Source organism: Microbacterium sp., from assembly GCF_043427715.1.
GTDB lineage: Bacteria > Actinomycetota > Actinomycetes > Actinomycetales > Microbacteriaceae > Microbacterium.
On the sequence record NZ_JBHWTD010000071.1, the window covers coordinates 13,696 to 40,405 of the forward strand.

Here is a 26,710-nt window from a genome sequence, read left to right on the forward strand (position 1 = left end):
TGGCGAGGGCTTTGGCTTCGGCAGCGCTCAGGGAGTCGCTGATACACGTTGGACTGAAGGGGGCGTCGCGGATGCGACGCCCCCTTTGTCGATCTCCGCGAAAGAACGCCGCGGGAAATCCGTCGGGTTGCTCAGTGACCGATCAGGGGAGCGGCCGCTAAACTAGGGTCTCGAATCGATTCGAAATCCCATCCCGAAAGTACGAATGGCCACCTCCCTGACCACGGGCCGCCCCTGGCGCGTCATCCTTCTGTTCACCGTGCCGCTCATGATCGGCAACGTGGTGCAGCAGATGTACCACGTCGCCGACACGATCGTCGTGGGGCGTCTCCTCGGTGTCGACGCACTCGCCGCCGTCGGTGCGACCGGGGGTCTGCTGTTCCTGCTCCTCGGCTTCGCATGGGGCCTGACCTCCGGGTTCGCGATCCCGACCGCTCAGGCTTTCGGCGCCCGTGATTACGCCGCGGTCCGCCGCTCGGTCGCGACCGGAGCGATCCTCAGCGGCATCACGAGCGTGATGCTCACCGCCGGGGCGCCCTTCCTCTCCGAGCCCGCGTTGATCCTGCTGCAGACGCCGCCGGAGCTCCTCGCCGACGCCACGCAGTTCACGGTCATCAGCTTCCTCGGCGCCGGTGCGCTGATGTTCTTCAACTTCCTCTCCGCGGTGATCCGCGCAATCGGCGACTCCCGCACCCCGCTGATCTTCCTCGTGGTCTCGTGCGTGCTGAACGTCATCCTCGTGATCGCGGCCGTCGCCTGGCTCGGCTTCGGCGTCGCCGGCGCCGCCCTTGCAACCGTCATCGCGCAAGCGGTGTCGGTGCTGCTGTGCCTCGAGTTCGTTCGCCGCCGCATCCCCGAGCTGCACCTGCACCGCGACGACTGGCGCATCACACGCGCGGACGTGACCGAGCACCTCCGTCTCGGGCTGCCGATGGGCTTCCAGGCGTCGATCATCGCCATCGGCGCGCTGATCGTGCAGGTTCGGCTGAACTCGCTCGGCGCCGAGGCAGTGGCCGCGTACACCGCGGCATCGCGCGTCGACGGGCTCGCCGTGGCGCTCCTGCAGTCGATGTCGCTCGCCGTCTCGATGTACGTCGCGCAGAACTACGGTGCCGGTCGCCCCGACCGCATCCGTCGCGGCGTCGTGCAGGCGCTCTACATCGCGGTCGGCGGCGCCGTCGTCCTCGGCGTCCTGATGGTGGCCCTCGGTGGTCCACTGGTCCGCGTCTTCGTCGGCGATGCAGCACCCGACGTCGTCAGCATGGCCGTGAGCATGCTCATCATCAACGGCGTCAGCTATACCGCGCTCAGTGTGCTCTTCGTCACCCGCGGCGCCCTGCAGGGGCTCGGCAGCACCGTGATCCCGACCGTCACCGGCATCGTCGAACTGTTCGCCCGTGCGGGCGCCGCGATCGTGCTCGGCGGCATCATGGGCTTCGTCGGCGTCGCGTGGTCGAACCCGCTCGCGTGGGTGTGCGCAGCCGTCATCCTCGTTCCCGCCTACCTGCGCGCGCATCGGCGCCTGGCCACGATGCCGAGCGCACCGATGGAAGTCACCCCCACGACCCCGATCGCTCTCGTCGGTCCGGTCGACGGCTCGATGAACGTCGAGGCGATCGTCACGCAGCCGGTACGGCTGCCGCAGACCTCCTCGCGCGTCCGGCGGGCGCTGCGGCCGCGACGGCCCGAGCGCACGCGCGTGCGGGATCGCTGACCCGACTCACGTCAGCCGCGCCGATCGGCCTGGGCGCGGCAGTCGACCGTGCCGGTGCCAGAATCAGGGCATGTCGACTCCCTTCCCCGCGCTCACCGAGGTCCCCGATCCGCGCTTCGTGATGGTCGGCGACGGCTACCGCGTCGCGACCTATGAGTGGGGTCCCGAGGACGGCACCACGGTCCTGCTCGTGCACGGGTTCGCGTCGAACGCGCGCGACAACTGGGTGAACACGGGCTGGGTGCGCGACCTCACCCGCGCCGGGTACCGCGTGCTCGCGATCGACCAGCGCGGACACGGTCAGAGCGACAAGCCGCACGACGCAGCCGCCTACGAGCTGCGCACCCTCGCGACCGATGTCGAGGCGGTGCTCGACACCTACCTCGTCGATCGTGCTTTCTACATCGGCTACTCGCTGGGCGCCCGGGTCGGCTGGGAGGTCGCCCGCGACTTCGAGACCCGCATCGAACGGGTCGTGCTCGGCGGAGTTCCCGACGGCGTGCCGCTGGGGCGCCTCGACCTCGATCAGGCCCGCGCCTACGTCGAGGAGGGGATTGCCGTGACGGATGCCGTGACCCAGAACTACATCACCCTCACCGAGCGGGTGCCCGGCAACGACCTCGGCGCGCTCCTCGCGATCGCCGGCGGCATGCGCGCCTCGGGCACCGCCGACCCCGACCCGACCACGGCGCCGCCGCAGCCGGTGCTGTTCGCCACGGGTTCGAAGGACGGCATCATCGAGGGTTCCAAGGCGCTCGCCGCCGCGGCCCCGCGCGGGCGCTTCGTCGAGATCCCCGATCGGCACCACTTCAACGCTCCCGGCTCCCGCGCGTTCCGGGAAGCCGCGCTCGAGTTCCTCGCCGAGTAGCCGACGCGCCGCGCGCTCGCCAGCCTCAGCGGCGAGGCGCTGCGCGCCATGGCGCGCGGGGGACGAGCTCCAGACGCGCGACCCACCCCGCGAGGATCACGGCGACCAGTGTGGCGATGATCTTGTCGACGATCGACACGAGGAACCCGACGGAGAAGACGGCGGGGACGATGCCGGCGGCGGCCTCCATGGCGACCACGTAGGCGTTGCTCGCGTGCCCCATCCCGCTGTACATGAGGACGTTCAACGGCACGCTGACGAGGGTGCAGGCGAGTGCGACGGCCACGGTCAGCAGGAGCAGTCGGCCCCATGTCCGACCGAATCTCTGCATGCCGTAGCCCCAGACGAGCGCGCCGACGACGTTGACGAGTGCGAACACGATCGTCTCGGGGCTCGAGGTGATCGCGCCGAGCGTGTTCGTCGCGACGGCGACCGCGACGGCATACCAGGGTCCGAAGACGAAGGCCACGAGGGCCGTGCCCGCCATGTCGAGGAAGAGGGGGAGCTGCAGCTTCACAGCGATCGTGCCGCCGAAGAGATTCATGAACACGGCTGCGGCCATGATCGTGACGATGAGCGCGGCGCGCAGCCGGGGGACGAGCGGATCCGGCGCGCTCGAGGTGGGCTCGCGTCGTTCGACGAGGTGCCGCTCGAGTGAGCGAGCGCGCCACACGGCGGCCTCTGCGTCACTCTGGCCCAGTGCGAGCGCGATCTCTGCGATGAGGTCGGCGTCGACTCGGCGGCGCCCCGGTTGGAACGCGTCATACACGGTCGACCGGGCCACGCGCGCCGCCGACGCGCTCACGCCGCGCGCTTCGCGGGCAGCCGCCACCCGCTCCGCTATCGCCGAATACGAGAGGTTTCCCGCAGAGATCCGCAGTCGCTGCAGATCCTCCGCGAACGCGTCATGCGCGCTCGCCGAACTTTCCGTTCCCATCGGTCCTCATACGTCTCAGAACTGCTCCGACTGTATCCGAGGGGACAGCTTCCTGCTCGCGGTCGACGGACGGCCGGCCGGCCCGACCCACCCCTGCGGACGCAGCTGCCGCGGACTCTGACCGCCGTGGCACACTCGTCCGCATGGACGACCTCGCGCCGCTCCTCCTCCGCACCCAGCAGAGCTGACACACGAAAGGCAGACCATGGCAGGCAAGAGCAGCGACGGCGCGGGCTTCACTGAGGACGAGAAGGCCGCCATGAAGCAGCGCGCCGAAGAGCTCAAGGCGATGAAGGGGCTCAAGGGCGCCGCGAAGCTCGCGAAAGAGAACGAGGCGTGCCTCGCCGCGATCGAGAAGCTCGAGGGCGGCGACCGTGCGATCGGACAGCGCGTCCACGTCATCGTGCTCGAAGAAGCGCCGCACCTGCGTCCGAAGACGTTCTACGGTTTCCCGGCCTACGCGAACGAAGACGGCAAGGTCGTCGTCTTCTACCAGCCGGCATCCAAGTTCAACACCCGCTACGGCACCGTCAGCTTCGACGAGCCCGCGCAGCTCGACGACGGCCCGATGTGGCCCGTCTCGTTCGCGGTGCTCGAGGTGACGGATGCCGTCGAGGCGAAGCTCCGCGAGCTCGTCAGGAACGCGGCACCGACAGGCTGACGATCCGGTCGTCGCCCTCGCGGGCCCAGCCGCGGCCGTCGGTGTTGTTCGTCAGCACCCAGAGTGTGCCGTCGGGGCCCGCGGCGACGTCGCGGAGGCGTCCGTATCCTTCCGCGAGGACGGACGATGTCGACGGGTCGGCGACGGGCACCGCGCGGAGCACCTCGCCGCGGAGGTTGGCGATCACGATGGTCCCGTTCACGATCGCGATGCCGCTTGGGCTCGCGGCATCCGTCGACCAGGTCTGCACCGGGTCGATGAACCCGTCACCGGTGCCGCCGGTGCCCTCGACGTACGGCCAGCCGTAGTTGCCGCCCGGCTCGATGATGTTGAGCTCGTCGCGGTAGTTGCGGCCGAACTCGCTCGCGAACATCGTGCCGTCCTCCGCCCACGCGAAGCCCTGCACGTTCCGGTGGCCGAGGCTGTAGACGGGCGAGGAGGGGTCGGGATTGTCCGACGGGATGCCGCCGTCGGGCTCGATGCGCAGGATCTTGCCCGCGAGCGAGTCGGGGTTCTGCGACGCGGGCTCGTCGCTGGTGTCGCCGTTGGCGATGTAGAGCATTCCGTCAGGACCGAACGCGATGCGCCCGCCGTTGTGGTGGGTGCCCGCCGGCATCCCGTCGATCACCGTCGTCGGCTCGCCGAGCCGGTAGCGGCCCGGGGCGCCGGAGAGGTCGTAGCGCTGCACCCGGTTCCCGTCTGCGGCGGTCGAATAGACGAACAGCCGGGTGCCGCCGTCGGTCGCAAGCCCGAGCAGACCGCCCTCATCGCTGTGGATGACGCCCTCGACCGTGCCGACCTCGTGCACCTCGTCGTCGCCGGTCACCTCGACGATCCGCGCGGTGTCGCGCTCGCTGACGAACACCGAGGCGTCGGCGATGGCCATCGACCACGGTGCGTCGAGGCCGGTCACGACGGTGCGCGGGGTCTTCGGCACGGGTGTCGGCGTCGGAGTGGGCGTCGGCGTCGGAGTCGGGGTGGGTGTCGGGGTGGGTTTCGGCGTGACGGTCTCCGTCGGGGAAGGGGATGCCGTGGGATCCGCCGTTGCGCAGCCCGCCGCCATCAGCGCGAAGAGCGCGACGGACGCGGCGAGCACGGAGCGCGAGGAGCGGGGCATGAGCCCAGTCAACCCGGCATCCGGTCATGACGGAAGCCGCTCAGGATCCACGAACTAAACTGGTCATGACCACCCCTCTGTCTCTTGAGAGATCCACTGTGACCGACGCCGCCTCCCGCACCTTCGACGTGCGACACCTGCAGATGGCGCGCGCCCTGTTCGCGGCCCTCGCCGCAGTGATGATCACGTTCTCGATCGATCACTCGGCAGCGGTGGGCCTGTCGGTGTTCAGCGGCTTCGCGATCGCGACGGGACTCGTCTTCTTCCTCGCGGTGTGGTTGGTCTTCCCGGCCGCGAAGCGGTGGCCGGCGGCCGTGCTCGGCGCGATGATGGTGCTCGCGGGCATGCTGTCGGCGTTCCCCGAGCTGCGCACCACCGAGTACTTCTTCATCCTCGTCGCGGTCTGGGCGTTCGTCTTCGGCATCACCGAGCTCGTCCTCGGGATCCTCGCCCGTCGAACCGGGGACGTCGACGCACGCGAGTCGATCTTCATCGGCGCCCTCACGATCGTCCTCGGTGTCTCTCTCGTGCTGACCAACCCCACCTATCAGCTCGACTACTTCATCCCTGAGGCGGACCGCTGGTTCTCCCTCACCGGCATCACGATCGGCGTCGGCCTGTTCGGCGTGTACGCCGCCGTCGTCGCCGTCTACCTCGGGATCGCGGCGTTCTCGCCGCGTCCCGCCCCCGCGGTCATCGTCGACCCCGCCGACGCCCCCGGAGGCCACGCATGAGCGAGAAGAACCCGACCCGTCGCGACCTGATGCGCCCGGTGCAGCTGATCACGCTCGCCCTGATCGCCGCCGCCTTCGCCGGCGTCGTGACCCTCGTGTCGATGGGCATCCTGCAGGAGCCGCGGGTCGTCCCCGCCGGGGACATGCACCCGCATGCCCGCGCCTGGGTCGTCGCCGCCATCGTCGCCGGGGTCACCTTCATCGCGACCCTCGTGATCATCGCGCTCTCGCTGCTGGCGATCGACCCCGCGAAGATGAACACGCCCGTCACGCGCGGTCTGCTCCTCGACCCGGAGCCCGAAGACGGGGCGCCAGGCTCGCGCGACGCGTCGGGCGACGAGCCGCCCTCCCGCCCGCTCGGTCACTGACGCGGGGAGTGCCGCGCGCTGAGCAGCAGCTCAGCGCTGGGCGCTGGACGCTGGGCGAGCGGATGCCGCGCGGCGGCGAACGTGGCCCGCGCCGCGCGACTCGCTGACCGGGGTCAGCCGAGCTCGTCCACCAGGCGGTCGGCCAAGCCCGCGTAGGTCGCGGGCGTCAGCGCGAGCAGGCGGTGCTTGGCGGCGTCGCCGATGTCGAGGCCCTCAACGAACTCGGCGAGCTCCGGCGCTCCGACGCGACGCCCGCGGGTGAGGTCCTTCAGCAGCGCGTAGGGGTCGGTGATCTGCGAGCGGCCGGCGACGATCTCGGCGCGGACGACGGTCTGGATCGCCTCGGCGAGGACCTCCCAGTTCGCGTCGAGGTCGGCCAGCAGCACGTCGCGCGAGAGAGAGATCTCGGTGAGGCCGCGCTGCAGGTTGTCGAGGGCGAGCAGCGAGTGGCCGAAGGCGACGCCGATGTTGCGCTGCGTCGTCGAGTCGGTGAGGTCGCGCTGCTGACGCGAAGTGACGAGGGTCTGTGCGAGCGTCGTGAACAGACCGCCGGCGATCTCGAGGTTCGCCTCGGCGTTCTCGAACCGGATCGGGTTGATCTTGTGCGGCATCGTCGACGAGCCGGTCGCCCCGGCGACGGGGATCTGCGCGAAGAAGCCCATCGAGATGTAGGTCCACACGTCGGTCGCGAGGTTGTGCAGGATGCCGCCGGCGTGACGCACGCGGTCGTACAGCTCCACCTGCCAGTCGTGCGACTCGATCTGCGTGGTCAGGACGTTGAAGCCGATCCCGAGACCCTCGATGAACTCCCGCGAGAGCGTCGGCCAGTCGAGGTCCGGCTCTGCGGACAGGTGCGCCGACCAGGTGCCGGTCGCGCCGGAGAACTTCGCGAGGTACTCGCCGCCCGCGATCTGCGCCGCGACGCGCTGCAGGCGCCACGCGAAGACCGCGAGCTCCTTGCCCATCGTCGACGGCGTGGCCGGCTGGCCGTGCGTGCGGGAGAGCATCACGGCATCCCGGTGCTCGTCAGCGAGGGCAGCCAGTGCGTCGATGACGGCGTTGAGCTTCGGGAGCCAGACGTTCACGACTGCGCGCTGGACCGTGAGGGCGTAGGACGCCGAGTTGATGTCCTCGCTGGTGCACGCGAAGTGCGTGAGCTCGGCGATGGCGTCGAGGCCCAGCGTCGACAGGCGGTCACGCACCAGGTATTCGATGGCCTTCACGTCGTGCCGGGTGACGGCCTCCTTCGCCGCGAGCCACTCGATCTCGGCCGGGCCGAACTGCAGGTACAGCTCGCGCAGCGACGCCTTCTGCTCGTCGGTCAGTGCTGACGCCCCGAACAGGCCGCGGTCGGTGAGCGCGATGATCCACTCCACCTCGACCTCGACGCGGGCACGGTTGAGTCCTGCCTCGGAGAGGTACTCGGCCAGCGGGGCGACGGCGGCGGCATACCGTCCGTCGAGGGGGCTCAGGGACTGGGAGGGCAGGGAGGTCACGGGGGCTCCGTTCGGGGGGTGCGGGCCCGGGGCAGACGGTGGCCTCAGGGGCGAATCGCGGGTTCGAGCTGCCGGAAGAGCGCCCGGCATGCGCTCTCGATCATACCGAGCACCTCGTCGAACATCTCGGGGCCGCCGTAGTACGGGTCGGGCACGTCGAGTACGCCTTCGCTGCGGGCGTCGAAGGAGAGCAGCAGCGCGAGCTTGTCGGCATCCGCCCCCGTCCGCGACCACTCCGACAGCGCGCGCTCATGCGAGCGGTCGAGGGCGATGACGAGGTCGTTGCGGTCGAAGTCGTCGAGGACGAACTGCCGGGCGCGGTGACGCGAGCCGTCGTAGCCGTGGCGGTGCAGCGCGTCGAGGGTGCGCGAGTCGGCGCGCTCGCCGACGTGCCAGTCGCCGGTGCCGGCGCTCGTGGAGATCACCCGCTCGCCGAGCCCCGCCTGATCGGCGAACCAGCGGAACACGACCTCCGCCATGGGCGAGCGGCAGATGTTGCCCGTGCATACGAACACGACGCGGAAGGCGTCAGTGGAGGCAGGCACCCCTCCATTGTGGTGACCCGCGGGTCTTCTGCACAGGCCGGGCATCACGGTCGATGTTCACCGTCCACGGCCTCGGCATCGGGGGAAGGATGCCACGGGGCAGGGTGGCGTCATGACGATGCCCTTCGACACGATCGCTGCGGAGAACGCGGCGGCCGCCCGCGCGATCGAGTCGGCGCTCGCGTCGCTGGGTGCCGCCGACCGCGAGGTGCTGCAGCTGCACGCATCGGCGCTCGTGATCGCGCGGGCGACCGACTGGCAGTCGCGCGCCGCTGACCTCTATCACGCGGCCGTCGACCGGTGGATCGGCGACCTCGTCGAGATCATGGCGCTCGTCGAGGAGGCGGCGGGGGAGCTGGGGGCGGAGCGCACGAGGCTCCTCTACGGCGGGAATGGCCGCTGGTGAGCGACGACCTCGAGCTGCGGAGCGGGCGGATCGTCGCCGTCGACACCGAGACGCTCCGCCACGCGGCCGCGGCGTTCGAGGACATCGGAGGCGACGCGATGCGGGCGCGCACTTATGTCTCCGACGCTGCGGCACAGGCGAGTGGATCCGCTGCCGTGTGGCGGGTGCGGCACCTCGAACAGCGGATGGCAACCCTCGTCGATCGCGCGGCCGACATCGCGCAGTCGCTTCGGGTCGTGGCATCCGCGTACGAGGTGGTGGAGCTGACCGCGCGACGCGAGGCGGCGCGGGCGGCGGGGGACGAGGCGGTGGTCCGCCGCCTGTCGACGCGGATCGAGCGGGTGGCGGAGGCGACCGACTGGTCGCAGCCGCTCGCGTCGGCGATGCTCGCCGTCAGGCCCGATCCGCACGCCGAGATCAAGAGCCAGGCGCTGTGGGGCGCCGTGCCGTTCGGATCGATCGGGTTGGCCGGGGCGCAGGTGGTCCTCCCGCTTCTGGGTCTCGTCCGTCACGCGAACCTGGGTGCGGTATCGAGCCCGCCGCCGCTGCGGACGGCGCCCGAACCTCGGCTGACGCTCATCGAGTCACGCGCGGGGACGTCGCCGAGGGGTGTGCGGGACGTGGTGTCGAGGGTGCCGGCCGGTGGGCCCGGCGGCATCCGGGTCGAGAGATACACGATGGCCGGTGGCGCTCGCCGCTTCGCGGTGTACGTGACGGGCACCCGCACGATGAAGAGCGACTCCGCCGACGTCTTCGACCTCGACTCCAACCTGAACCTGTATCGCGGGAGGGATGCCGATTCGCTCGCCGCCGTGCGCGCGGCGCTCCGTCAGGCGGGCGCGAAGCCGGGAGACCCGCTGCTGCTCAGCGGGCACTCGCAGGGGGCGATGGCGGCATCCCACCTCGCCCTCGAAGGCGATTACGACGTGACGACGTTCATCGGGATCGGGAACCCGGTGCAGGCGGACCTGGGTGCCGGGACGCTGCACGTCGACCTGCGGCACACCGACGATCCGGTGTCGGCACTCGCCGCGGGAGGCCACGATGCCACGATCGGAGCGCCGGGGAGTTTCGTCGCGGAGCGGACCGCCGACCCCCTGCCGTCTTTGGCGGACGTGAAGGGGGAAGCGCACTTCCTCTCGCACTACGCCGACACCGCCGAGATGCTCGACGCCTCGAGCGACCCCCGCATGGACGCGGTCCGCGAGCGCATCGCGGAGTTCGACGGCGCGGCATCCGTCGACGTGTTCGTCTTCGATGCCGCCGACGGGGAGCCGCGCCGATGAGGGCGCCCAGTCAGCGTTTGCGCGCGGGTCGCAGGACGATGCCGAAGAGCCAGTTGATGAGCGAGATGATCAGCGCCGCGATGACACCCAGCCAGAAGCTCTCGACGGTCAGACCCCAGCCCCACCACTGCGTGAACCAACCCGTCAGCCAGAACAGGAACCCGTTGATGATCAGGGAGATGAGGCCGAGCGTGAGGATGTAGAGCGGAAACGCGACGATCTTCAGGACTGTGCCGATCACGGTGTTGACGATCGCGAACACCGCGGCGACGGCCGCGAGCGTCAGCACGAACTGCAGGGTCTCGCCGGGGGCGAACGGGGTCACCTCGACGCGGAGCGGCTCGATGAGGCTGACGACCCAGATCGCGAAGGCGTTGATCACGACACGGACGAGAAAGCGCATGGCGGAAGTCTCCCACGCGCGGGTGCACCGGCGGGAGGGGGTTGCGGCAGGTGCGGTCTGGCGGAACGCGGCCGCGCGGGTTCGTAAACTCGGAGCGTGACCGATATCCCCGTACGCGTTCGTCCCGAGATCGCCGCTCTCCCCTCGTACAAGCAGGGCAAGCAGGCAGGTGCGCGGTCCTTCAAGCTCTCCAGCAACGAAAATCCCTTCGACCCGCTCCCGGGCGTCGTCGAAGCCGTGCAGCAGGCGACCGCATTCAACCGGTACCCGGATGCGCTCGCCGGGCGGCTGCGCGACCGGCTCGCGGAGCGGTACGGGGTGGCATCCGATCACATCCACGTCGCCGCCGGCTCGGTGTCGATCCTGTACCAGCTGGCCCAGGCGGCCGCGACGGTCGGCGACGAGATCGTGCTGCCGTGGCGCTCATTCGAGGCGTATCCCGGCATCGTGACCGTCACCGGCGCGACCGCGGTCATGGTCCCGCTCACGGCCGATGCGGCGAACGACCTTCCCGCGATGGCGGCGGCTGTGACCGACCGCACCCGCGCGATCTTCGTCTGCACCCCGAACAACCCGACCGGTGCCGTCGTCACTCAGGCGGCGTTCGACGCGTTCGTCGCAGCCGTGCCGAGTGACGTGCTGATCGTCCTCGACGAGGCGTACGCCGAGTTCGTCACCGCCGAGGGAGCGGTCGACGGCGCGACGGTGGTCGCCGCCGGTCACGACAACGTCGTGCTGCTGCGCACGTTCTCGAAGGCATACGGTCTCGCAGGTCTCCGGATCGGGTACGCCGTCGGTCACCCGCGGATCCTCGATGTCGCCCGCAGCGCCGGCATCCCGCTGTCGGTGACGGCGCAGGCCGAGGCGGCTGCGCTTGCGAGCCTCGACGCCGAAGCCGAACTCCTCGAGCGCGTCGCCGCGGTCGCCGAGCGTCGTGACCGTCTGGTCGCGCGGCTGCGCGAGGCGGGGTGGGACGTCCCCACCGCGCAGGGCAACTTCGTCTGGCTCCCCGCCGGTGACCGGTCGCTCGAGATCGCGGCGGTGTTCGACGCCGCGAACCTCGTCGTGCGCCCCTTCGCGGGCGACGGCGTGCGGATCAGCGTCGGCGAAGAGGAGTCACTCGACCTGGTCGTCCGCGCCGCGGCATCCGTCCTGTCCTGAGCGGGCCCCGCGGGGCGGGGTGCGGAGCGTGGCCTGTGGTCCTGGGGTCTCGCTCGTGGGTCGGCTTCGTGGGCCTTCAGCTTCGCGGGTCACTTCGCGTCGCTCTGGCTCGCAGGTTGCGGCCCGAACTGCCACCCGAAGCCGGGGCGGGTGCCGCGCGGGGCGGGGTCTGTGGGTCCTGAGGGCCGCGCTCGCGCTGGGCAGCTCCGGCGAAGCGGATGCCGGGGCTCAGCGCCCCCGCTTGTCGCGGGTGAAGAGGGTCTCGGTCTGCTCGAGCTCCATGCCCTTCGTCTCCGGCACCCGCCAGGCGACGTACACGAAGGACAGGGCCGCGAAGAGCGCGTACATGCCGTAGGTGATCGGCAGCGACCAGGTCGACATCACCGGGAACGACACCGTGATGAGGAAGTTGGCGATCCACTGCGCGCCGGCGGCGACGCCGAGCGCCTTGCCGCGGATGCGGCTCGGGAAGATCTCGCCGAGGAGCACCCAGACGAGCGGGCCCCACGACGCGCCGAAGCCGACCACGAAGAGATTCGCCGCGACGAGGGCCACCGGACCCCACGCGCCGGGCAGGCTCGGCTCGCCGTCGACCTCCACCGCGAACGCGAACGCGAGCGCCATCGTCGCGAGCGAGACGGTCATGAGCACCGACCCGGTCAACAGGATCGGCTTGCGGCCGACGCGGTCGACGAGCCAGATCGCGATGACGAGCGTCGAGCGCGCGCTCGCCGGGTGGGAGTACTACCCCGAGGCGCTCGGCCACGCGCTGCGCCACACGTGGAAGGCCACCGGCGGCGTGCCGATGCTGGTGACCGAGAACGGCATAGCGACGCAGGGCGACAGCCGCCGCGCGTATCGGTTGTCGCAGACGCACGGCGAATCGCGGCATCCGTTGTCGACCTCATGCAGATCCGGTCATATCTCGAGGGCTAGCGTGGACAGGGTGACCCCCTCGTTCGAGGCTCCGGCCGAAGCTTCCGACGTCGTGCGCGTGCTCGCGGCAGACGGGACGTACGCACCGTCCCCGACCGCCGAACGCTATCTCCCGCTCATCGACGCGCTCACCGACGCCGACGTGGAGACGTTCTACCGCGACATGGTCGTCGTGCGGGCGTTCGACCGTCAGGCGACCAACCTGCAGCGGCAGGGCCAGCTCGCGCTGTGGCCGCCGTCGCTCGGTCAGGAGGCCGCGCAGGTCGGCTCCGTCCGGGCCGCCCGGGCGCACGATCACGTGTTCCCCTCGTACCGCGAGCACGTGGTCGCGACCACGCGCGGCGTCGACCCGATCGACATCATCCGGCTGATGCGCGGGCTCACCCACGGCGGATGGAACCCCGCGGAGCACCAGAACACCCACATCTACACGCTCGTCCTCGGCGCCCAGACGCTGCACGCGACGGGCCTCGGGATGGGGCTCGTGTTCGACGGCCGCACCGGCACGGGAAACCCCGACACCGACGAGGCCGTCATGGTCTACTACGGCGACGGCGCCTCCAGCCAGGGCGATGTGCATGAGGCGATGGTGTTCGCCGCGAGCTACCAGACCCCGCAGGTGTTCTTCCTCCAGAACAACCACTGGGCGATCTCCGTGCCGGTCACGACGCAGTCGCGCGTCCCGCTCGTCCGGCGCAGCGAGGGGTACGGCATCCCGTCGGTCCGTGTCGACGGCAACGACGTGCTCGCCAGCTACGCGGTCAGCAAGGCCGCCCTCGATGAGGCGCGCGCCGGCGGCGGCCCCCGCGCCATCGAGGCGCTCACCTACCGGATGGGCGCGCACACCACGAGCGACGACCCCACGAAGTATCGGACCAGCGACGAGGAGCAGTCGTGGGCGCGGCGCGACCCGATCGCCCGCATGCGCGCCTACCTCGAAGGCCGTGGCGCGTCCGCTGCCTTCTTCGATGAGGTGGATGCCGCGGCCGCCGCGTACGCGGACGACGTGCGCGTCCGCACGAACGCGCTCGGTGACCTCCCGACGGGCATCATGTTCGACCACGTCTACGGCGACGCCCACCCGCTGGTGGCTGAGCAGCAGCGCTGGCTCGCCGACTACGAGGCCTCGTTCGAGGAGGGCACCGCGTGAGCGACATCCAGAACCTCCCGTTCGCGAAGGCCCTGAACGCCGGGCTCCGCGCCGCGATGGCCGCGGACGACCACGTCCTGCTGATGGGCGAGGACATCGGCCCGCTCGGTGGCGTGTTCCGCGTGACCGAGGGCCTGCACGCCGAGTTCGGCTCGCGGCGGGTGCTCGACACCCCGCTCGCCGAGTCGGGCATCGTCGGCACCGCGATCGGCCTGACCATGGCAGGGTTCCGCCCCGTCGTCGAGATCCAGTTCGACGGCTTCGTCTTCCCGGCCTTCGACCAGATCACGACGCAGCTGGCCAAGCTCACCAATCGCCATGAGGGTGCGGCATCCTTCCCCGTTGTGATCCGCATCCCCTACGGCGGTCACATCGGCGCGGTCGAGCATCACCAGGAGAGCCCCGAGGCCTACTTCGCGCACACGCCGGGCCTGCGCGTCGTGTCGCCGTCGACCCCCAACGACGCGTACTGGATGATTCAGGATGCCATCGCCTCGCCCGACCCGGTCATCTTCCTCGAGCCGAAGGCGAAGTACTGGATGAAGGGCGAGGTCGACCTCGCCGAGCGCGCTCTGCCGCTGCACGCGTCGCGCATCGTCCGCCGCGGCACCGACGTGACCCTCGTGGGCCACGGGGCGATGGTGACGACCCTGCTTCAGGCCGCCGCGCTCGCCGAGGGCGAGGGCACGTCGTGCGAGGTCATCGACATCCGGTCGCTTTCGCCCATCGACTACGCCCCGATCATCGAGTCGGTGCGCCGCACCGGACGGATGGTCTACGCGCAGGAGGCGCCCGGCAACGTGTCGGTCGGCTCCGAGGTCGCCGCGACCGTCATGGAGCGGGCGTTCTACGCGCTCGAGGCGCCCGTGCTGCGCGTGTCGGGCTTCGACGTGCCGTTCCCGCCCGCCAAGCTCGAGGGGCAGTACCTGCCCGATGCCGACCGCATCCTCGAGGCCGTCGACCGCGCCCTCGCCTACTGACAGGAGTGCACCGATGAGCACGCAGACCTTCCACCTTCCGGACGTCGGCGAAGGCCTCACCGAGGCCGAGATCGTGCAGTGGCGCGTCGCGCCGGGCGACACCGTGAACGTCAACGACGTGCTCGTCGAGATCGAGACGGCCAAGTCGCTCGTCGAGCTGCCTTCCCCGTTCACCGGCACCGTCGGCGAGATCCTCGTCGAGGAGGGCGCGACCGTCGACGTCGGCACCGCGATCATCACGATCACCGGCGGCGAGGGCGAGCCCGACAGCGACATCGGCCAGTCCGAGCACGGCGAGAAGCCCGCCGAGCACGCGGATGCCGGTGGCGCCGTGCTCGTCGGCTACGGCACCGGCGGCGAGGTCACCTCCCGCCGCCGCAAGCCCGCCGAGAAGCCCGTCACCCGGGCCGTCGGCGTCGTCGCGAAGCCGCCGATCCGCAAGCTCGCCCGCGACCTGGGCGTCGACCTGTCCGACGTGGCTCCGTCAGGGGCGGCCGGAGAGGTGACCCGTGACGACGTCATCCGTCACGCCGAACAGGCCTCCGTCTTCCGCAACATCGCGACCCCGGATCTGCCCGCGGAGCGGGAGCTCTCGATCCCCGTGGGAACGGATGCCGCGGCATCCACCCCCGCCGGAACCACCGCGCCCCGCGAGGGCGACGCGGACGCGCGCGAAGAGGCGATCACCGTCAAGGGCGTGCGCAAGGCGACCGCGAACGCGATGACCTCGAGCGCGTACACCGCGCCGCACGTGTCGGTGTGGACCGATGTCGACGCCACCCGCACGATGGAGCTCGTCAAGCGGCTGAAGGCCTCGCCCGACTTCGCCGACGTGAAGATCTCGCCGCTGCTGATCTTCTCGCGCGCCGTCATCTGGGCGCTGCGCCGGACGCCGATGATCAACGCGGCGTGGGTCGAGACCGAGAACGGCGCCGAGATCCGGATGCGGCACTACGTGAACCTCGGCATCGCCGCCGCGACGCCCCGCGGCCTGCTCGTCCCCAACATCAAGGACGCGCAGGACCTGAACATGCGCGGCCTCGCGAAGGCGCTCGAGAAGCTCACCGTCACCGCGCGCGACGGCAAGACGACTCCCGCCGATCAGCAGGGCGGCACATTCACGATCACGAACATCGGTGTCTTCGGAATGGATGCCGGTACCCCGATCATCAATCCGGGGGAGTCGGGCATCATCGCGATGGGCACGATCCGGCAGAAGCCGTGGGTCGTCGACGGTGAGGTGCGTCCCCGTTACGTGACGACGGTGTCGGGTTCGTTCGACCACCGCGTGATCGACGGCGACGGCATCAGCCGGTTCATCGCCGACGTGGCATCCGTCCTCGAGGAACCTGCGCTGCTGCTCGACTGAGCCGACTGTCGGATGCCGCGTGCGAGCGCAACCCCGTCGCGCGCTCTGGGTGCGACGTGCACGCTCAGAGCATGGAGGATGGTCACGTCACCCGCGAGCTGACGGTCGAAGGGCTCGCGTTCCGGATCATCCACTCAGCCGCACCGTCCGCGTCGCGGACGTACGTCCTCGTGCACGGGATCGGTATCTCGCATCGCTACCTGCGCCGGCTGCACGCCCAGCTCGCGCTGGGCGGCGAAGTGGTGTCCGTCGACCTCCCCGGGTTCGGCGGCCTGCCGCGACCGAGCGACGACCTCGACGTCGCCGCGATGGCCCGCGGGCTTGCAGCGCTTCTCGATCGGATGAGTCTACGCGAGGTCGTGGTCGTGGGTCACTCCATGGGCAGCCAGTGGGTCATCGAGCTCGCCGCGCAGCGCCCCGACCTCGTCTCGCACGTGATCGCGATGGGGCCGGTCGCCGACGATCGACATCGGACGCCCCTCGCACAGGCACGCGCGCTCGCCGTCGACTCGGTCGGGGAGTCTCCCGCTGTCAACTGGCTCGTGTTCAGCGACTACATCCGCTGCGGTCTGCGCTGGTACGCGGCGCAGCTGCGCCACATGCTCACCTATTCGATCGAGGACCGAGCGCGATCGCTCACACGCGCGCTGCTCGTGCTGCGGGGCCAGCGCGATCCGATCGCGGGTGTGGAGTGGTGCCGCCGGCTCCGGGATGCCGCGCGGGACGCCCTCCTCGTCGAGGTCCCCCGCAGCCGCCACGTCGTGCAGCACCGCGCACCTCGGGCGGTCGCGGCCGCGATCGAGGCCTTCATGGCCTCACGTCCGTCTGCGGGTGACACGGGATGACCTCGCCTCTCCGCATCGGCGCGTGGTGGGTGCGCGACTACGCGTACGCGCTGCTCTGGCAGGCACGCGCTCTCGTCAACCGTGTCGATCCGCGGTCGTTCCTGAGCGGCGACCGTGCGCCGATCGTGATCCTGCCCGGCGTCTACGAGACGTGGCAGTTCATGCAGCCGCTGATCGTCGCCGTGCACGGCCGGGGTCACCCGGTGCATGTTCTCCCGGTGCTCCGCCACAACCTGCGGCCCGTCGACGACGCGGCATCCCATGTCACCGCCTACCTCGAGGAGCACGACCTGCGCGGATGCGTCCTGCTGGCGCACAGTAAGGGCGGACTCGTCGGTAAGCGGGCGATGGCGCTCGACGTCGAGGCGGGCAGGATCGACAGCATGCTCGCGGTGGCGACGCCGTTCGGGGGGTCGACGTACGGACGACTCATGGTGCTGCCCTCGCTGCGGGTGTTCTCGCCACGCAGCGCCACGATCCGGGCGCTCGGGAATGCCCTCGACGTCAACGCGCGCATCGTCTCGGTCTACGGACGGTTCGACCCCCACATCCCTGAGGGGAGCGAGCTGCCCGGCGCCCGGAAGAATGTGCAGCTCGATAGCGGAGGCCATTTCCGCGTGCTCGCCGACCCCCGCGTGATCGCCGAGCTCGCCGCGCTCGCGGAATGACGTCGACGTGGGGTGCCGAGCAGTCGCGTGCGCTAACTCCTCACATCCGCGCGCGGCGCGGACGGCGAGGTACTGAATTCCGGGGGTGGGGCGCGCCGTCCCGTGCGTTCTTGAGGAGTTAGAGACGGGGCGCCGCCAGGACCGACGCTCATCGCCGAGTTGATAACGATTATCAACAGCGCGTAGGCTGGGAGCATGACCTCCCGCGTGCCCGTCTCCATCGCCGTCCTCGGCGCAGCCGCCGTCGCCCTCGCGGGTTGCGCGACGCCTGTGGGCGAGGATGATCGCGCGCTCACGGTCGTCGCATCGACCAGCGTTTACGGCTCGCTCGCCGCGGCGATCGGCGGGGAGAGCGTCGAGGTCGTCTCGATCATCGATTCGCTCTCGCAGGACCCGCACTCGTACGAGGCGTCCGCGCGTGACCAGCTCACGGTCGCAGACGCCGACCTCATCCTCGAGAACGGCGGAGGCTACGACGCCTTCATCGACGCGCTGATTGACGCGAGCGGGACGGATGCCACCGTGCTCACCGCCGTCGAGTACTCGCACGACTACCCCGAGAACGACGGCCACGCAGACGACGAGCACGCAGACGACGAGCACGCCGAAGACGACCACGACCACGGGGACCACGAGCACATCGAGGGCTTCAATGAGCACGTCTGGTACGACCCACACACGATCGCTCACCTGATCGAGGACATCGCGCACGAGCTCGGCGAGCTCGACGCCGGAAACGCCGAGACGTACAAGGCGAACGCCGCAGAACTCGTGGCCGGCATCCAGGGGCTCGAAGCATCGCTCGCGCAGATCGCCGCGGACCACGAGGGCGAGAAGATCTTCGTCACCGAGCCCGTCCCCGTGTACCTCGCCGCCGCTGCCGGACTCGTCGACGCGACGCCGACGGCGTTCAGCGAGGCCGTCGAGGAGGGGCAGGATGTCGCCCCCGCGACGCTGCTGGACGCCCGCGGCATCCTCGAGTCGGGCAGCATCCGCGCCGTCGTCACCAACGCCCAGACGGGCGGCGCGGAGACGAAGGAGATCGTCTCGCTCGCGGAGAAGCAGGGCATCCCTGTCGTCGAGGTCACCGAACTGCTGCCCGAGGGGCTCGACTACGTCGCGTGGATGCAGGAGAACATCGACGCGCTCGCCGGTACGCTGACCCGGTGAGCGACTCGGCATCCCCGCGCATCGCGCCGCCGATCCTCGAGATCCGCGGCGCTGCCCTTCGGCGTGACGGCCGCGAACTGTGGTCCGGGCTCGACCTCGCCGTCGAACCCGGCGAGCTCATCGCCGTCCTCGGACCCAGCGGCTCGGGCAAGACGACCCTGCTGCGAGCGATCCTCGGCCTCGAGGACCTCAGCGAAGGCACCGTCTCCGTTGACGGCACGCCCGTCCGTCGGCCCGGCAACCGCACGATCGGCTACCTGCCGCAGACCCGCCCACTCCCACGCGACACCTCCCTCCGCGGCCGCGATCTCGTCGCCCTCGGCGTCAGCGGGCATCGCTTCGGCCTGCCGATCCCGCGTCGGCGGGACCGCGAACGCGTCGACGAACTGGTCGCCGCCGTCGGCGCGCAGGAATTCGCCGACCGTCCCGTCGGCATCCTCTCCGGCGGCGAGCAACAGCGTCTGCGCGTCGGGCAGGCCCTCGCCGACGACCCGCGGCTGCTGCTGTGCGACGAGCCGCTCACGAGCCTCGACCTCGCCAACCAGCAGGCCGTCGTCCGCCTCATCGACGGGCACCGTCGCAGCGGCGCAGCCGTCCTGCTCGTGACGCACGACATCAACCCGTTGCTCGGCAAAGTCGACCGCATCCTGTACATCGCGAACGGACGCTTCACCCTCGGCAAGCCCAAGGACGTGCTGACCTCGCCCGTCCTCACCGACCTCTACGGAGCCCCGGTCTTCGTGCTCCGTGCCGGCGACCGACTCGTCGTCGTGGGAGCTCCGGATGCCGAGGCCTCACACCACCACCACGAGGGCCACGCATGAACTGGGACGACATCGGCGACGCCATGTTCGGCGGCCTGCCCGTCTACGGCGAGATCCTCGCGCTCGTGCAGAACTCGGTCTGGGCCGGGGCGATCCTGGGGCTCGTCGGCGGACTCATCGGGGTCTTCGTGCTCCAGCGCGACATGGCGTTCGCGGTGCACGGCATCAGCGAGCTCTCCTTCGCCGGAGCCGCCGCCGCTCTCCTCATCGGGGCCGACGTCGTCACCGGGTCGATCGTCGGGTCGATCATCGCCGCTGCGCTCATCGGGTGGCTCGGCGCGCGTGCGCGCGACCGCAACTCCGTCATCGGGGTGATGATGCCGTTCGGCCTCGGCCTCGGCATCCTGTTCCTCGCCCTCTACGACGGGCGCAGCGCCAACCGGTTCAGCCTGCTGACCGGCCAGATCGTGTCGGTGCAGTCGGGTCAGCTGACCTGGCTCATCGTCATCGCGGCGTTCGTGCTGGTCGCGCTGCTGCTCATCTGGCGGCCGCTGCGCTTCGACTCGCTCGACCCGCAGTCCGCTGCCGCAAGAGGCGTCCCGACCCTCGGGATCTCGCTCGGCTTCATGCTGCTGCTCGGACTCACGGTCGCCGTCGCGGTGCACATCCTCGGCGCTCTGCTGGTCATGGCGCTCCTGGTCACCCCCGCCGCCGCGGCGGTGCGGGTCGCGACCGGTCCGGTCGCCGTGCCGTTGCTGGCCGCTGCCTTCGGCGTGGTCTCGGCGGTCGGCGGCATCCTGCTCGCCGTCGCCGGCACCCTGCCGGTGAGCCCCTACATCACGACCATCTCGTTCGCGATCTATCTTGTCTGCCGCATCGTCGGCGCCCGACGCGGTCGGGTCGTGCGAGCGAATGCCGCGCCCCGCACCCAGCCCTCCGTCAGCGCCCACGGGTAGAATCCCGGGCATGGTCCAGCGCAACACGTGGCAGCGCGAGCGCGTGCGCTCGGCGCTTGCGGGCGCCCCCGGATTCGTGAGTGCGCAAGACCTCCACGCGGAGCTGCGCGGCGAGAACACCGGCATCGGGCTAGCCACCGTCTACCGGGCCCTGGCGAACCTCGCCGCGACCGGCGAAGCCGACCAGCTGCAGTCTCCCGACGGCGAAGCGATCTACCGGGCATGCGCCAGCACCGGCCACCACCACCACCTCATCTGCCGGGTGTGCGGCAAGGCCGTCGAGATCCAGGCGACAGAGGTCGAGACTTGGGCGCAGCGCACCGCCGCAGCGCACGGGTTCACGCAGGCCGAGCACGTCGTCGACATCTTCGGCACCTGTGCCGACTGCACGGCTGCCACCTCCGCGCGAGCCGACGCCTGACCCCGTGACGGACCGCACGTCACGGCCTGTCGCCATGGCGGCATCCCGCCCGCCCTCGACACCGGGGGCGCGGAGCGCGATCGTGCTCGGCGCGGGCATCGTGGTCGTCGCGGTGCTCCTCGGCCTCGCGCTGTGGAGCCCGGCGCCAGAACTCCCCACCCGGGCGCAGGACGGGCTCACGCTCTCGCTCAGCGTGCTCATCGAGTCGTTGCCGTTCGTGATCCTCGGGGTGCTGCTGTCGATCGTCGTGCAGGTGTGGGTGCCGCCGGGCGTCATCGAACGGTGGATGCCGCAGAACCCGTGGGGTCGCCGCGCCGTCCTGTCGCTTCTCGGCATGCTGATCCCGGTGTGCGAATGCGGCAACGTGCCCTTCGCGCGCGGCCTCATGATGCGCGGCTTCGCGGTGTCCGAGACGCTGACGTTCCTGATCGCGGCGCCGATCGTGAACCCGATCGTCATCATCACGACGCACCAGGCGTTCGGCTTCGACGACGGCGTGCTCGTTGCGCGACTGCTCGGCGGCTACCTCATCGCCAACGTGATCGGGTGGCTGTACAGCCGGCACCCTGATCCCGACTCCCTCCTCACCGACCGCTTCCGCGACGCGTGCCTCGTCGAGCAGCAGGCGTCCGGTGACCGCTGGCGGCGCAGTCTCGCGCAGTTCGTCGTCGAGCTCCGCGCCGTCATGCCGGCGCTCATCATCGGCTCGGCGATCGCCGGGCTCGTGCAGGTCGTCATCCCGCGCGACGTGCTGCTCGCGATCGGATCGAACCCGGCGCTGTCGATCGCCGCGATGATCCTGCTCGCGATCGTCGTCGCGATCTGCTCGAACGTCGACTCGTTCTTCGCGCTGTCGTTCGCGTCGACGTTCACCCCCGGCGCGATCGTCGCGTTCCTGCTCGTCGGCCCGCTCGTCGACGTGAAGATGCTCGCGCTCCTGCGCACCACGTTCCGCACCCGCGTGCTCGTCGTGCTCGTCGTCACCGTGATCCTCTTCGCCGCCGCGATCGGAGGGGTGGTGAACCTCCTTGCGTGACACGATCTGGTTCCGCCTGCTCGGCGTCGGCCTCGCCGCGATCATCGCCGCCGTCACGGTCGCGCTCGCGCTGACCGGCCGCCTCGGGCTCTACATCAACCCGGACTCGGCCTGGTTCGCGGTGTCGATGGCCGTCGTCGCCCTCGTCGGCGCGGTGCTCAGCTGCACCCTGCGCCTCGGCGACGCCGCCGACCATGGCCATGACCACGGCGACGCGCACGACCACGCCGACCATGACGACGAGCGGATGCCGCGTCGCGAGCTCGCCGGCACGGCGGCGAGCGTCGTCGGCGGCGTCCTCGCCGCGTCGGTGGCGGGCGCGATGCTCGTCGTGCCGCCGGCGACGCTGTCGGCGGAGCTCGCGATGCAGCGCGACACCGGCTCGCCGCCGCTGTTCCAGGGCGCCGACGCCGTCGCCCTCGCGGTGATGGGCGACACCGACGCGTTCGGGGTCGGCGATTGGGCGAGCGTGTTCGCGACGGCAACCGACCCGCAGGCGTTCGACGGCACCGAGATCGCACTCACCGGGTTCGTCTCGCCAGGCTCCGACGGTTTCGACCTGACCCGGCTCGTCATCACGCACTGCGTCATCGACGCGCAGCCCGCCAGCCTCCCCATCGCGGCGGACGACGTCCCCGCCGACGGCGACTGGGTGACGGTGCGCGGCACGATCCGCGACGTGAACGGGCAGCTGCGCGTCGACGCGGCATCCGTCGAGGTCGTCGACGAGCCCGAGGACCCGTATGAGTTCTGACGCGCCCCGCCGCGCGGATCGGCGTCGGGCCCGACTCTCGCGCGCGTTCGTCCTCCGCACACTCGCGGTCATCGGCGTGTTCGCCGTCGTCGCCGTGGTCACGGGCGTACTCACGACGGTGCAGGGCCCGCGGGTCACGTCGGTCGAGTCGGACCCGGCCGCGTCGGTGGCATCCGCAGGCTCGCGCATCATCTTCACGACGACGCAGTCGCTCGCCGAGGTCGACCCGTCGCAAGTGACCGTGAGCCCGGCGACCGACTTCACCGTCGACACCTCGGGCCGGAGTGTCGGCCTGCGGTTCGCGCTGCCGCTGTGGGACGACACCGAGTACACGGTGCGGATCGAGGGCGTGCGCGGTGTCGGCGGGGGACCGGATGCCTCGATCGAGCAGACCTTCACGACGCCGGCGCTGCACGGGTTCGTGCTGCAGCGGGGCGACGAGACCGACACGATCTTCCGCGTCGACCTCGCCGGCGACGCGGTGCCAGTGTTCGAGCACCCGCACATCGAGGACTTCCGGGCGACGGCCGCGCGGCTGATCGTCTCGACGATCGAGGACGAGGTCTCGCACCTCATCGTGACCCGGCTCGATGGTTCCAGCTCCGAGGAGTTTGCGCTCCCCGGCGAGGGCACGGTCACGAACCTGCAGAGCGCCGAGGCGGGCAACACGATCGGCTACACGTTCACGGACGCCGACATCTCGGCCGACCAGGGTCGCGAGAGCCTGCTCTTCACCGGTTCCACCGCCGACCCGGATGCCGCGCCGGTGCCCGTCGAACGCTCCGCGGGCGACGCGCGCGTCGAGGACTGGCGGTTCGTGCCGGCGACCGACAGCATCCTCATGCTCACGTTCGACGGCGCGCTCAGTCTCATCGCGCCCGACGGCGGCGATTCGGTCGCACTCGGCAACGCGATCGGCATCGACGACATCGCGGGCACCTCGGCCTACATCGAACGCGTCGAAGGGCCGGCCGTCGTCGATCTCGCGACGGCCGACGAGACCGCACTGGCCGCGACCGACGAGTCGCTCGGGCAGATCGGCTCGCTCCTCGCGCTCCCGGGCGGCGAGACGCTGCGCGCCCTCACGCCGTTCGACGGTCTCGACGCGCTCGACACGACGGTCGCCCGTGTTGACGCCGACGGCGAGGCGACACCTCTTGCCACGATCGCCGTCACCGACACGCTGTTGCAGTCGTGCGTCTCGCCGAGTGGCCGGTACGCCGCACTAGTCGTCGCCCCCGACGCGGTCTCGAACCCGTACGACGGCTATCTGCTGCCCCTGCCCGAACGCGTGGAGACCCGGGTCGTCGCGCTCGCCGACGGGGCCGAGGTCGTCGCCGTGTCGGGCTTCGACCTGTCGTGGTGCCGGCGGGCGCCCTCGCTGTGAGCGGGTTCGACCACCATCCTCGGCCGCACTCGAGCGTCGATCCTCCGCGCCCCGAATTCACTACTGCGGCGGCGACGGCACCGCTCCCTCGCGGTCGACGCGAGAAGCGCGCTTGACGCGACGAGACGCCTCGGATCGAGACCGAGTCGTAATCTTCCTTTCCTTGCGAAACTGTGCGATCTGCCGCCAATGTGAGCCCCACAAGGTGGCCAGGAGGAAAGATGAAGCGCAGATTGTCACGCACTACCGTGATCGCGGCCGTGACGCTCCTTCTCGTCGCAGTTGCAACTCCGGCGCAAGCAGCTGACCCGGATAATCTCACCCCTACGGCGAATTACAATCGCGTCTACTGCGAGAATCAGACGCTTGCCACCTCCAGCATCGTCTGCCAGACGGATAACGGCGCCATCAGCGTGTACATGCAAAGCTCCGTCTCTGCCTACCTCGAGGGTCGAATCCGGGACTCGCTCGACAATAGCTACGACCCAATTTCCTCCATATCTGTGTCCTATCCCAATACGCCGGTGTACAGCGGCTCCGGAGAGACAGACATCATTTATCAGATGGGGGCGCTCTCCTCTCCGTACGTTGGCATGTATTGGTGCAACGATGCGGTCGACAGCGATTTTTACGCCTGTGATCAGGGTTATGTCCGCATCACCACTTCCTCTGGGTATCATCGGCGTTCTCTCGCTTGTCATGAGACCGGGCACGCCGTGGGCCTTCTCCATGGCGGTAGTGCAGACCCGGTCGTCAGCAACTCAGATCCCAGGCTCGGATGCATGCACACGCCGTTTAACGCCGATCGCTACACGCTCGGCTCGAACAACGTGGCGCAAATCAACGCGACCTACTAGTGCAGACAGTGAGGAGTGCAGACATGAAGAGCCGCGTTGGGAAAGTGGTACTACAGATGTCCGCGGCCGTTGTGGTCCTCTCGGGGTGCACCACTGCCTCTGATGATGAGGTTCGCGTCATGATGGGCGAAGGACTCGCGGTCCTTCCTGCCGAGTCATTGACGGACTGGGTCACCTATGTTGACGCCGTCGTGGTTGCCAAGGTGACTGAAAAGGCGCAATCACGGGAAGCTGTATCGCTGGACGAAAGAGAATCTGGGGAGGGATACGCCGTTCAGCTTGTGACATTCGACGTGCTCGAGACGCTGTGGCATCCCGATACCTACGAGGCGCCGCCCGAATCCTTCACGATGTCGTACAACGCGTACGTCTGGACGAACGGGGACGTAGACAAGGCAATCCCCCTCGTCGAGCCGGATGCGGTGCGCTTCGAGGTGGGCGGCACTTACCTTCTGCCGCTTGTGGACTACGCCACGTTCGAAGAGTGGGCGCCCATTCTGCCCTCGTCCGTTCTGCCCTTCGAAGACGGAATCGCCGGGCAAGGAGAAACAATCCTTGGTGGTGACAGTAAGCCTTCGCCACGCTTCGCGTTGTCTGGTCCCGCGCAGCAACTCTGGGGTCTTGACCGACAAGAAATCATTAACAAGCTCAACACGACGCCTCCGGACCCGTACGCGACACCGTTCGCCGACCTCCCCGCGGAGGAGCAGTACCAGCAGGCGGTTCGTGCAGCAGAGGCGGACAGATCAGATGGCATCGAGGAGCCCGACACTCGCTTCAACGATTAGGAGTTGCCTGCTGGCACTTCCTCCCACTCCGCGCTCGTGCGAGATCAGTCTGTCGTGGTGCCGGCGGGCGCCCTCGCTGTGAGCGGGTTCGACCGGCCGGCGGGGCTGCGCCCGGTCACGCGGGACGACCTGCTCGGACTGCCGGCCGACGTCGCGCCGCGGCTGCTCGGCGGCGTGCTTCGCGTCGAGACGGCCGGTGGTGTCGTCGCGGTGCGGCTCACCGAGGTCGAGGCGTACCACGGGCAGGGCACCGGCGAGGCGCCCGACCCCGGTTCGCACGCGCGGATGGGCCGCACCGCGCGCAACGCCACGATGTGGGGCGAGCCCGGACACCTCTACGTCTACCTGAGCCACGGCATCCACTCGTGCGTCAATGTGGTGAGCGGGCCCGAGGGCGTCGCCGGCGGTATCCTGCTCCGTGCCGGCGAGGTGATCGAGGGAGCGGATGCCGCGCACGCGCGCCGCCCCGCGGCGCGGTCGGCCCGCGACCTCGCACGCGGCCCCGGCCGGTTCGGCGATGCGGTGGGGCTGCGGCATCCGCTGCACGACGGCATCGACGCGGTGACCGGTGAGGTGCAGGCGGGGGCTTCGGCGCGGCTGTTCGTGCGTTCGCGGCCGCTCGCCGAGGTGGCATCCGGTCCGCGGGTCGGCGTCGCGGGGGTCGCCGGGACCGCCGCGTTCCCGTGGCGCTTCTGGATCGCGGGCGACCCGACGGTGTCGGCGTTCCGCTGGGGTCGCGGCGCCCGCGAGGCCTGAGCCCCGCTTCAGGTGGCACCTCTTGTCGCTTCGCGCGCGGCGGTTTCAGAGTCCTAGCGCAACACCTCGTCGAGGAGGTTCGTTGTGTCGAGGAAGATTCCGTGGGCGACGCGGGCGGGCGCGGTTCGAGGGCTGATCGCGGGTCGTTCTGCGATCGAGTTCGCGCCGACTCTGGGT

28 protein-coding genes and 1 pseudogene are annotated in these 26,710 nt (G+C 70.0%); 23 read left to right on the forward strand and 6 right to left on the reverse strand.

All coding sequences use genetic code 11. The features are described 5' to 3' along the window. The first annotated feature begins 205 nt into the window (after positions 1–205). Both ACHFGS_RS07695 and ACHFGS_RS07700 read left to right on the forward strand, forming a co-directional pair. Positions 206–1,714: an MATE family efflux transporter gene (locus ACHFGS_RS07695; RefSeq protein ID WP_394278602.1), complete on the forward strand. Its 1,509-nt coding sequence runs from the start codon at positions 206–208 to the stop codon at positions 1,712–1,714. 70 nt (positions 1,715–1,784) lie between these two features. After that, positions 1,785–2,582, forward strand: a complete 798-nt coding sequence (locus ACHFGS_RS07700; protein ID WP_394278601.1) for an alpha/beta fold hydrolase — start codon at positions 1,785–1,787, stop codon at positions 2,580–2,582. Positions 2,583–2,607: 25 nt separating this feature from the next. On the opposite strand, the gene ACHFGS_RS07705 is transcribed toward ACHFGS_RS07700, so the two are convergent. After that, complete coding sequence (locus tag ACHFGS_RS07705) at positions 2,608–3,519, reverse strand: hypothetical protein (RefSeq protein ID WP_394278600.1); 912 nt, start codon at positions 3,517–3,519, stop codon at positions 2,608–2,610. 205 nt (positions 3,520–3,724) lie between these two features. Between ACHFGS_RS07705 and ACHFGS_RS07710 the strand changes: the two genes are divergently transcribed. Continuing rightward, positions 3,725–4,180 carry a hypothetical protein gene (locus ACHFGS_RS07710; protein ID WP_394278599.1) on the forward strand — a complete coding sequence of 152 codons (456 nt, stop codon included), beginning with the start codon at positions 3,725–3,727 and terminating at the stop codon, positions 4,178–4,180. Here ACHFGS_RS07710 and ACHFGS_RS07715 read toward each other — a convergent pair. Continuing rightward, positions 4,155–5,297 (reverse strand): PQQ-dependent sugar dehydrogenase, encoded by a 1,143-nt coding sequence (locus ACHFGS_RS07715; RefSeq protein WP_394278598.1) that lies wholly within the window; start codon positions 5,295–5,297, stop codon positions 4,155–4,157. The genes ACHFGS_RS07710 and ACHFGS_RS07715 overlap by 26 nt on opposite strands. Positions 5,298–5,395: 98 nt before the next feature. Between ACHFGS_RS07715 and ACHFGS_RS07720 the strand changes: the two genes are divergently transcribed. Together ACHFGS_RS07720 and ACHFGS_RS07725 are read left to right on the forward strand one after the other, a co-directional pair. Continuing rightward, positions 5,396–6,031, forward strand: coding sequence for an acyl-CoA synthetase (locus ACHFGS_RS07720; protein ID WP_394289326.1), 636 nt, complete (start codon positions 5,396–5,398; stop codon positions 6,029–6,031). After that, complete coding sequence (locus tag ACHFGS_RS07725; protein ID WP_394278596.1) at positions 6,028–6,399, forward strand: hypothetical protein; 372 nt, start codon at positions 6,028–6,030, stop codon at positions 6,397–6,399. The genes ACHFGS_RS07720 and ACHFGS_RS07725 overlap by 4 nt, the downstream gene beginning before the upstream one ends. Before the next feature lie 113 nt (positions 6,400–6,512). On the opposite strand, the gene purB is transcribed toward ACHFGS_RS07725, so the two are convergent. Together purB and ACHFGS_RS07735 are read right to left on the reverse strand one after the other, a co-directional pair. Then, positions 6,513–7,895, reverse strand: coding sequence for an adenylosuccinate lyase (purB, locus tag ACHFGS_RS07730; RefSeq protein ID WP_394278595.1), 1,383 nt, complete (start codon positions 7,893–7,895; stop codon positions 6,513–6,515). Between the two features lie 44 nt (positions 7,896–7,939). Further along, positions 7,940–8,374 (reverse strand): low molecular weight protein-tyrosine-phosphatase, encoded by a 435-nt coding sequence (locus ACHFGS_RS07735; RefSeq protein WP_394278605.1) that lies wholly within the window; start codon positions 8,372–8,374, stop codon positions 7,940–7,942. Positions 8,375–8,552: 178 nt separating this feature from the next. Between ACHFGS_RS07735 and ACHFGS_RS07740 the strand changes: the two genes are divergently transcribed. Both ACHFGS_RS07740 and ACHFGS_RS07745 read left to right on the forward strand, forming a co-directional pair. Further along, complete coding sequence (locus ACHFGS_RS07740) at positions 8,553–8,846, forward strand: hypothetical protein (RefSeq protein WP_394278594.1); 294 nt, start codon at positions 8,553–8,555, stop codon at positions 8,844–8,846. Next, the gene (locus ACHFGS_RS07745; RefSeq protein WP_394289327.1) at positions 8,843–10,132 is read left to right on the forward strand and encodes a hypothetical protein; all 1,290 of its coding nucleotides are present in this window, start codon (positions 8,843–8,845) and stop codon (positions 10,130–10,132) included. The genes ACHFGS_RS07740 and ACHFGS_RS07745 overlap by 4 nt, the downstream gene beginning before the upstream one ends. Before the next feature lie 10 nt (positions 10,133–10,142). Here ACHFGS_RS07745 and ACHFGS_RS07750 read toward each other — a convergent pair whose 3' ends face one another. After that, positions 10,143–10,535 carry a phage holin family protein gene (locus ACHFGS_RS07750; protein WP_394278533.1) on the reverse strand — a complete coding sequence of 131 codons (393 nt, stop codon included), beginning with the start codon at positions 10,533–10,535 and terminating at the stop codon, positions 10,143–10,145. A gap of 96 nt (positions 10,536–10,631) precedes the next feature. On the opposite strand from ACHFGS_RS07750, the gene ACHFGS_RS07755 reads away from it, so the two are divergent. Next, on the forward strand, positions 10,632–11,696 hold the full coding sequence (locus tag ACHFGS_RS07755) for a histidinol-phosphate transaminase (protein WP_394278534.1): 1,065 nt from the start codon (positions 10,632–10,634) through the stop codon (positions 11,694–11,696). A gap of 228 nt (positions 11,697–11,924) precedes the next feature. Here the strand turns inward: ACHFGS_RS07755 and ACHFGS_RS07760 are convergent. Further along, positions 11,925–12,407, reverse strand: a pseudogene (locus ACHFGS_RS07760) (MFS transporter); the annotation flags it as partial. A gap of 235 nt (positions 12,408–12,642) precedes the next feature. Here ACHFGS_RS07760 and ACHFGS_RS07765 point away from each other — a divergent pair. From ACHFGS_RS07765 to ACHFGS_RS07835, 15 genes are all read left to right on the forward strand, one after another. Then, positions 12,643–13,782 (forward strand): thiamine pyrophosphate-dependent dehydrogenase E1 component subunit alpha, encoded by a 1,140-nt coding sequence (locus ACHFGS_RS07765; RefSeq protein ID WP_394278542.1) that lies wholly within the window; start codon positions 12,643–12,645, stop codon positions 13,780–13,782. Next, positions 13,779–14,762, forward strand: a complete 984-nt coding sequence (locus tag ACHFGS_RS07770) for an alpha-ketoacid dehydrogenase subunit beta (RefSeq protein WP_394278535.1) — start codon at positions 13,779–13,781, stop codon at positions 14,760–14,762. Before ACHFGS_RS07765 ends, ACHFGS_RS07770 begins: the two co-directional genes overlap by 4 nt. 13 nt (positions 14,763–14,775) lie before the next feature. Beyond that, entirely contained in the window at positions 14,776–16,131 is a 1,356-nt protein-coding gene (locus tag ACHFGS_RS07775) for a dihydrolipoamide acetyltransferase family protein (RefSeq protein WP_394278536.1), read from the forward strand. A 71-nt stretch (positions 16,132–16,202) separates the two neighbouring features. Beyond that, the gene (locus ACHFGS_RS07780; protein WP_394278537.1) at positions 16,203–16,976 is read left to right on the forward strand and encodes an alpha/beta fold hydrolase; all 774 of its coding nucleotides are present in this window, start codon (positions 16,203–16,205) and stop codon (positions 16,974–16,976) included. Then, positions 16,973–17,644 carry an esterase/lipase family protein gene (locus ACHFGS_RS07785; RefSeq protein WP_394278538.1) on the forward strand — a complete coding sequence of 224 codons (672 nt, stop codon included), beginning with the start codon at positions 16,973–16,975 and terminating at the stop codon, positions 17,642–17,644. Before ACHFGS_RS07780 ends, ACHFGS_RS07785 begins: the two co-directional genes overlap by 4 nt. Before the next feature lie 195 nt (positions 17,645–17,839). After that, complete coding sequence (locus ACHFGS_RS07790; protein ID WP_394278539.1) at positions 17,840–18,814, forward strand: metal ABC transporter solute-binding protein, Zn/Mn family; 975 nt, start codon at positions 17,840–17,842, stop codon at positions 18,812–18,814. Then, on the forward strand, positions 18,811–19,638 hold the full coding sequence (locus ACHFGS_RS07795) for a metal ABC transporter ATP-binding protein (protein WP_394278540.1): 828 nt from the start codon (positions 18,811–18,813) through the stop codon (positions 19,636–19,638). The genes ACHFGS_RS07790 and ACHFGS_RS07795 overlap by 4 nt, the downstream gene beginning before the upstream one ends. Next, the gene (locus ACHFGS_RS07800) at positions 19,635–20,534 is read left to right on the forward strand and encodes a metal ABC transporter permease (RefSeq protein WP_394289328.1); all 900 of its coding nucleotides are present in this window, start codon (positions 19,635–19,637) and stop codon (positions 20,532–20,534) included. Before ACHFGS_RS07795 ends, ACHFGS_RS07800 begins: the two co-directional genes overlap by 4 nt. Before the next feature lie 10 nt (positions 20,535–20,544). Next, positions 20,545–20,955 (forward strand): Fur family transcriptional regulator, encoded by a 411-nt coding sequence (locus tag ACHFGS_RS07805; RefSeq protein ID WP_394278445.1) that lies wholly within the window; start codon positions 20,545–20,547, stop codon positions 20,953–20,955. A gap of 34 nt (positions 20,956–20,989) precedes the next feature. Then, positions 20,990–21,991, forward strand: a complete 1,002-nt coding sequence (locus ACHFGS_RS07810) for a permease (RefSeq protein ID WP_394278448.1) — start codon at positions 20,990–20,992, stop codon at positions 21,989–21,991. Continuing rightward, positions 21,984–22,745, forward strand: a complete 762-nt coding sequence (locus ACHFGS_RS07815; RefSeq protein ID WP_394278444.1) for a TIGR03943 family putative permease subunit — start codon at positions 21,984–21,986, stop codon at positions 22,743–22,745. The genes ACHFGS_RS07810 and ACHFGS_RS07815 overlap by 8 nt, the downstream gene beginning before the upstream one ends. Next, positions 22,735–24,132, forward strand: coding sequence for a hypothetical protein (locus ACHFGS_RS07820; protein WP_394278443.1), 1,398 nt, complete (start codon positions 22,735–22,737; stop codon positions 24,130–24,132). Before ACHFGS_RS07815 ends, ACHFGS_RS07820 begins: the two co-directional genes overlap by 11 nt. Before the next feature lie 260 nt (positions 24,133–24,392). Beyond that, entirely contained in the window at positions 24,393–24,989 is a 597-nt protein-coding gene (locus ACHFGS_RS07825; RefSeq protein WP_394289329.1) for a hypothetical protein, read from the forward strand. Positions 24,990–25,012: 23 nt separating this feature from the next. Then, positions 25,013–25,777: a hypothetical protein gene (locus ACHFGS_RS07830; RefSeq protein ID WP_394278441.1), complete on the forward strand. Its 765-nt coding sequence runs from the start codon at positions 25,013–25,015 to the stop codon at positions 25,775–25,777. Between the two features lie 105 nt (positions 25,778–25,882). Beyond that, positions 25,883–26,533 (forward strand): DNA-3-methyladenine glycosylase, encoded by a 651-nt coding sequence (locus ACHFGS_RS07835; protein WP_394289331.1) that lies wholly within the window; start codon positions 25,883–25,885, stop codon positions 26,531–26,533. Positions 26,534–26,710: the final 177 nt, after the last annotated feature.

Excerpts from the sequence above, each read along its gene's own strand:
- ACHFGS_RS07710 (WP_394278599.1), top strand. The coding sequence starts at position 3,725 with ATGGCAGGCAAGAGCAGCGACGGCGCGGGCTTCACTGAGGACGAGAAG.
- ACHFGS_RS07715 (WP_394278598.1), bottom strand. The coding sequence starts at position 5,297 with ATGCCCCGCTCCTCGCGCTCCGTGCTCGCCGCGTCCGTCGCGCTCTTC.
- ACHFGS_RS07780 (WP_394278537.1), top strand. The coding sequence starts at position 16,203 with ATGGAGGATGGTCACGTCACCCGCGAGCTGACGGTCGAAGGGCTCGCG.
- ACHFGS_RS07695 (WP_394278602.1), top strand. The coding sequence starts at position 206 with ATGGCCACCTCCCTGACCACGGGCCGCCCCTGGCGCGTCATCCTTCTG.
- ACHFGS_RS07800 (WP_394289328.1), top strand. The coding sequence starts at position 19,635 with ATGAACTGGGACGACATCGGCGACGCCATGTTCGGCGGCCTGCCCGTC.
- ACHFGS_RS07735 (WP_394278605.1), bottom strand. The coding sequence starts at position 8,374 with ATGGCGGAGGTCGTGTTCCGCTGGTTCGCCGATCAGGCGGGGCTCGGC.
- ACHFGS_RS07740 (WP_394278594.1), top strand. The coding sequence starts at position 8,553 with ATGACGATGCCCTTCGACACGATCGCTGCGGAGAACGCGGCGGCCGCC.
- ACHFGS_RS07810 (WP_394278448.1), top strand. The coding sequence starts at position 20,990 with ATGGCGGCATCCCGCCCGCCCTCGACACCGGGGGCGCGGAGCGCGATC.
- ACHFGS_RS07785 (WP_394278538.1), top strand. The coding sequence starts at position 16,973 with ATGACCTCGCCTCTCCGCATCGGCGCGTGGTGGGTGCGCGACTACGCG.
- ACHFGS_RS07750 (WP_394278533.1), bottom strand. The coding sequence starts at position 10,535 with ATGCGCTTTCTCGTCCGTGTCGTGATCAACGCCTTCGCGATCTGGGTC.
- ACHFGS_RS07700 (WP_394278601.1), top strand. The coding sequence starts at position 1,785 with ATGTCGACTCCCTTCCCCGCGCTCACCGAGGTCCCCGATCCGCGCTTC.
- ACHFGS_RS07805 (WP_394278445.1), top strand. The coding sequence starts at position 20,545 with ATGGTCCAGCGCAACACGTGGCAGCGCGAGCGCGTGCGCTCGGCGCTT.
- ACHFGS_RS07705 (WP_394278600.1), bottom strand. The coding sequence starts at position 3,519 with ATGGGAACGGAAAGTTCGGCGAGCGCGCATGACGCGTTCGCGGAGGAT.
- ACHFGS_RS07775 (WP_394278536.1), top strand. The coding sequence starts at position 14,776 with ATGAGCACGCAGACCTTCCACCTTCCGGACGTCGGCGAAGGCCTCACC.
- ACHFGS_RS07820 (WP_394278443.1), top strand. The coding sequence starts at position 22,735 with ATGAGTTCTGACGCGCCCCGCCGCGCGGATCGGCGTCGGGCCCGACTC.
- ACHFGS_RS07725 (WP_394278596.1), top strand. The coding sequence starts at position 6,028 with ATGAGCGAGAAGAACCCGACCCGTCGCGACCTGATGCGCCCGGTGCAG.
- ACHFGS_RS07830 (WP_394278441.1), top strand. The coding sequence starts at position 25,013 with ATGAAGAGCCGCGTTGGGAAAGTGGTACTACAGATGTCCGCGGCCGTT.
- ACHFGS_RS07790 (WP_394278539.1), top strand. The coding sequence starts at position 17,840 with ATGACCTCCCGCGTGCCCGTCTCCATCGCCGTCCTCGGCGCAGCCGCC.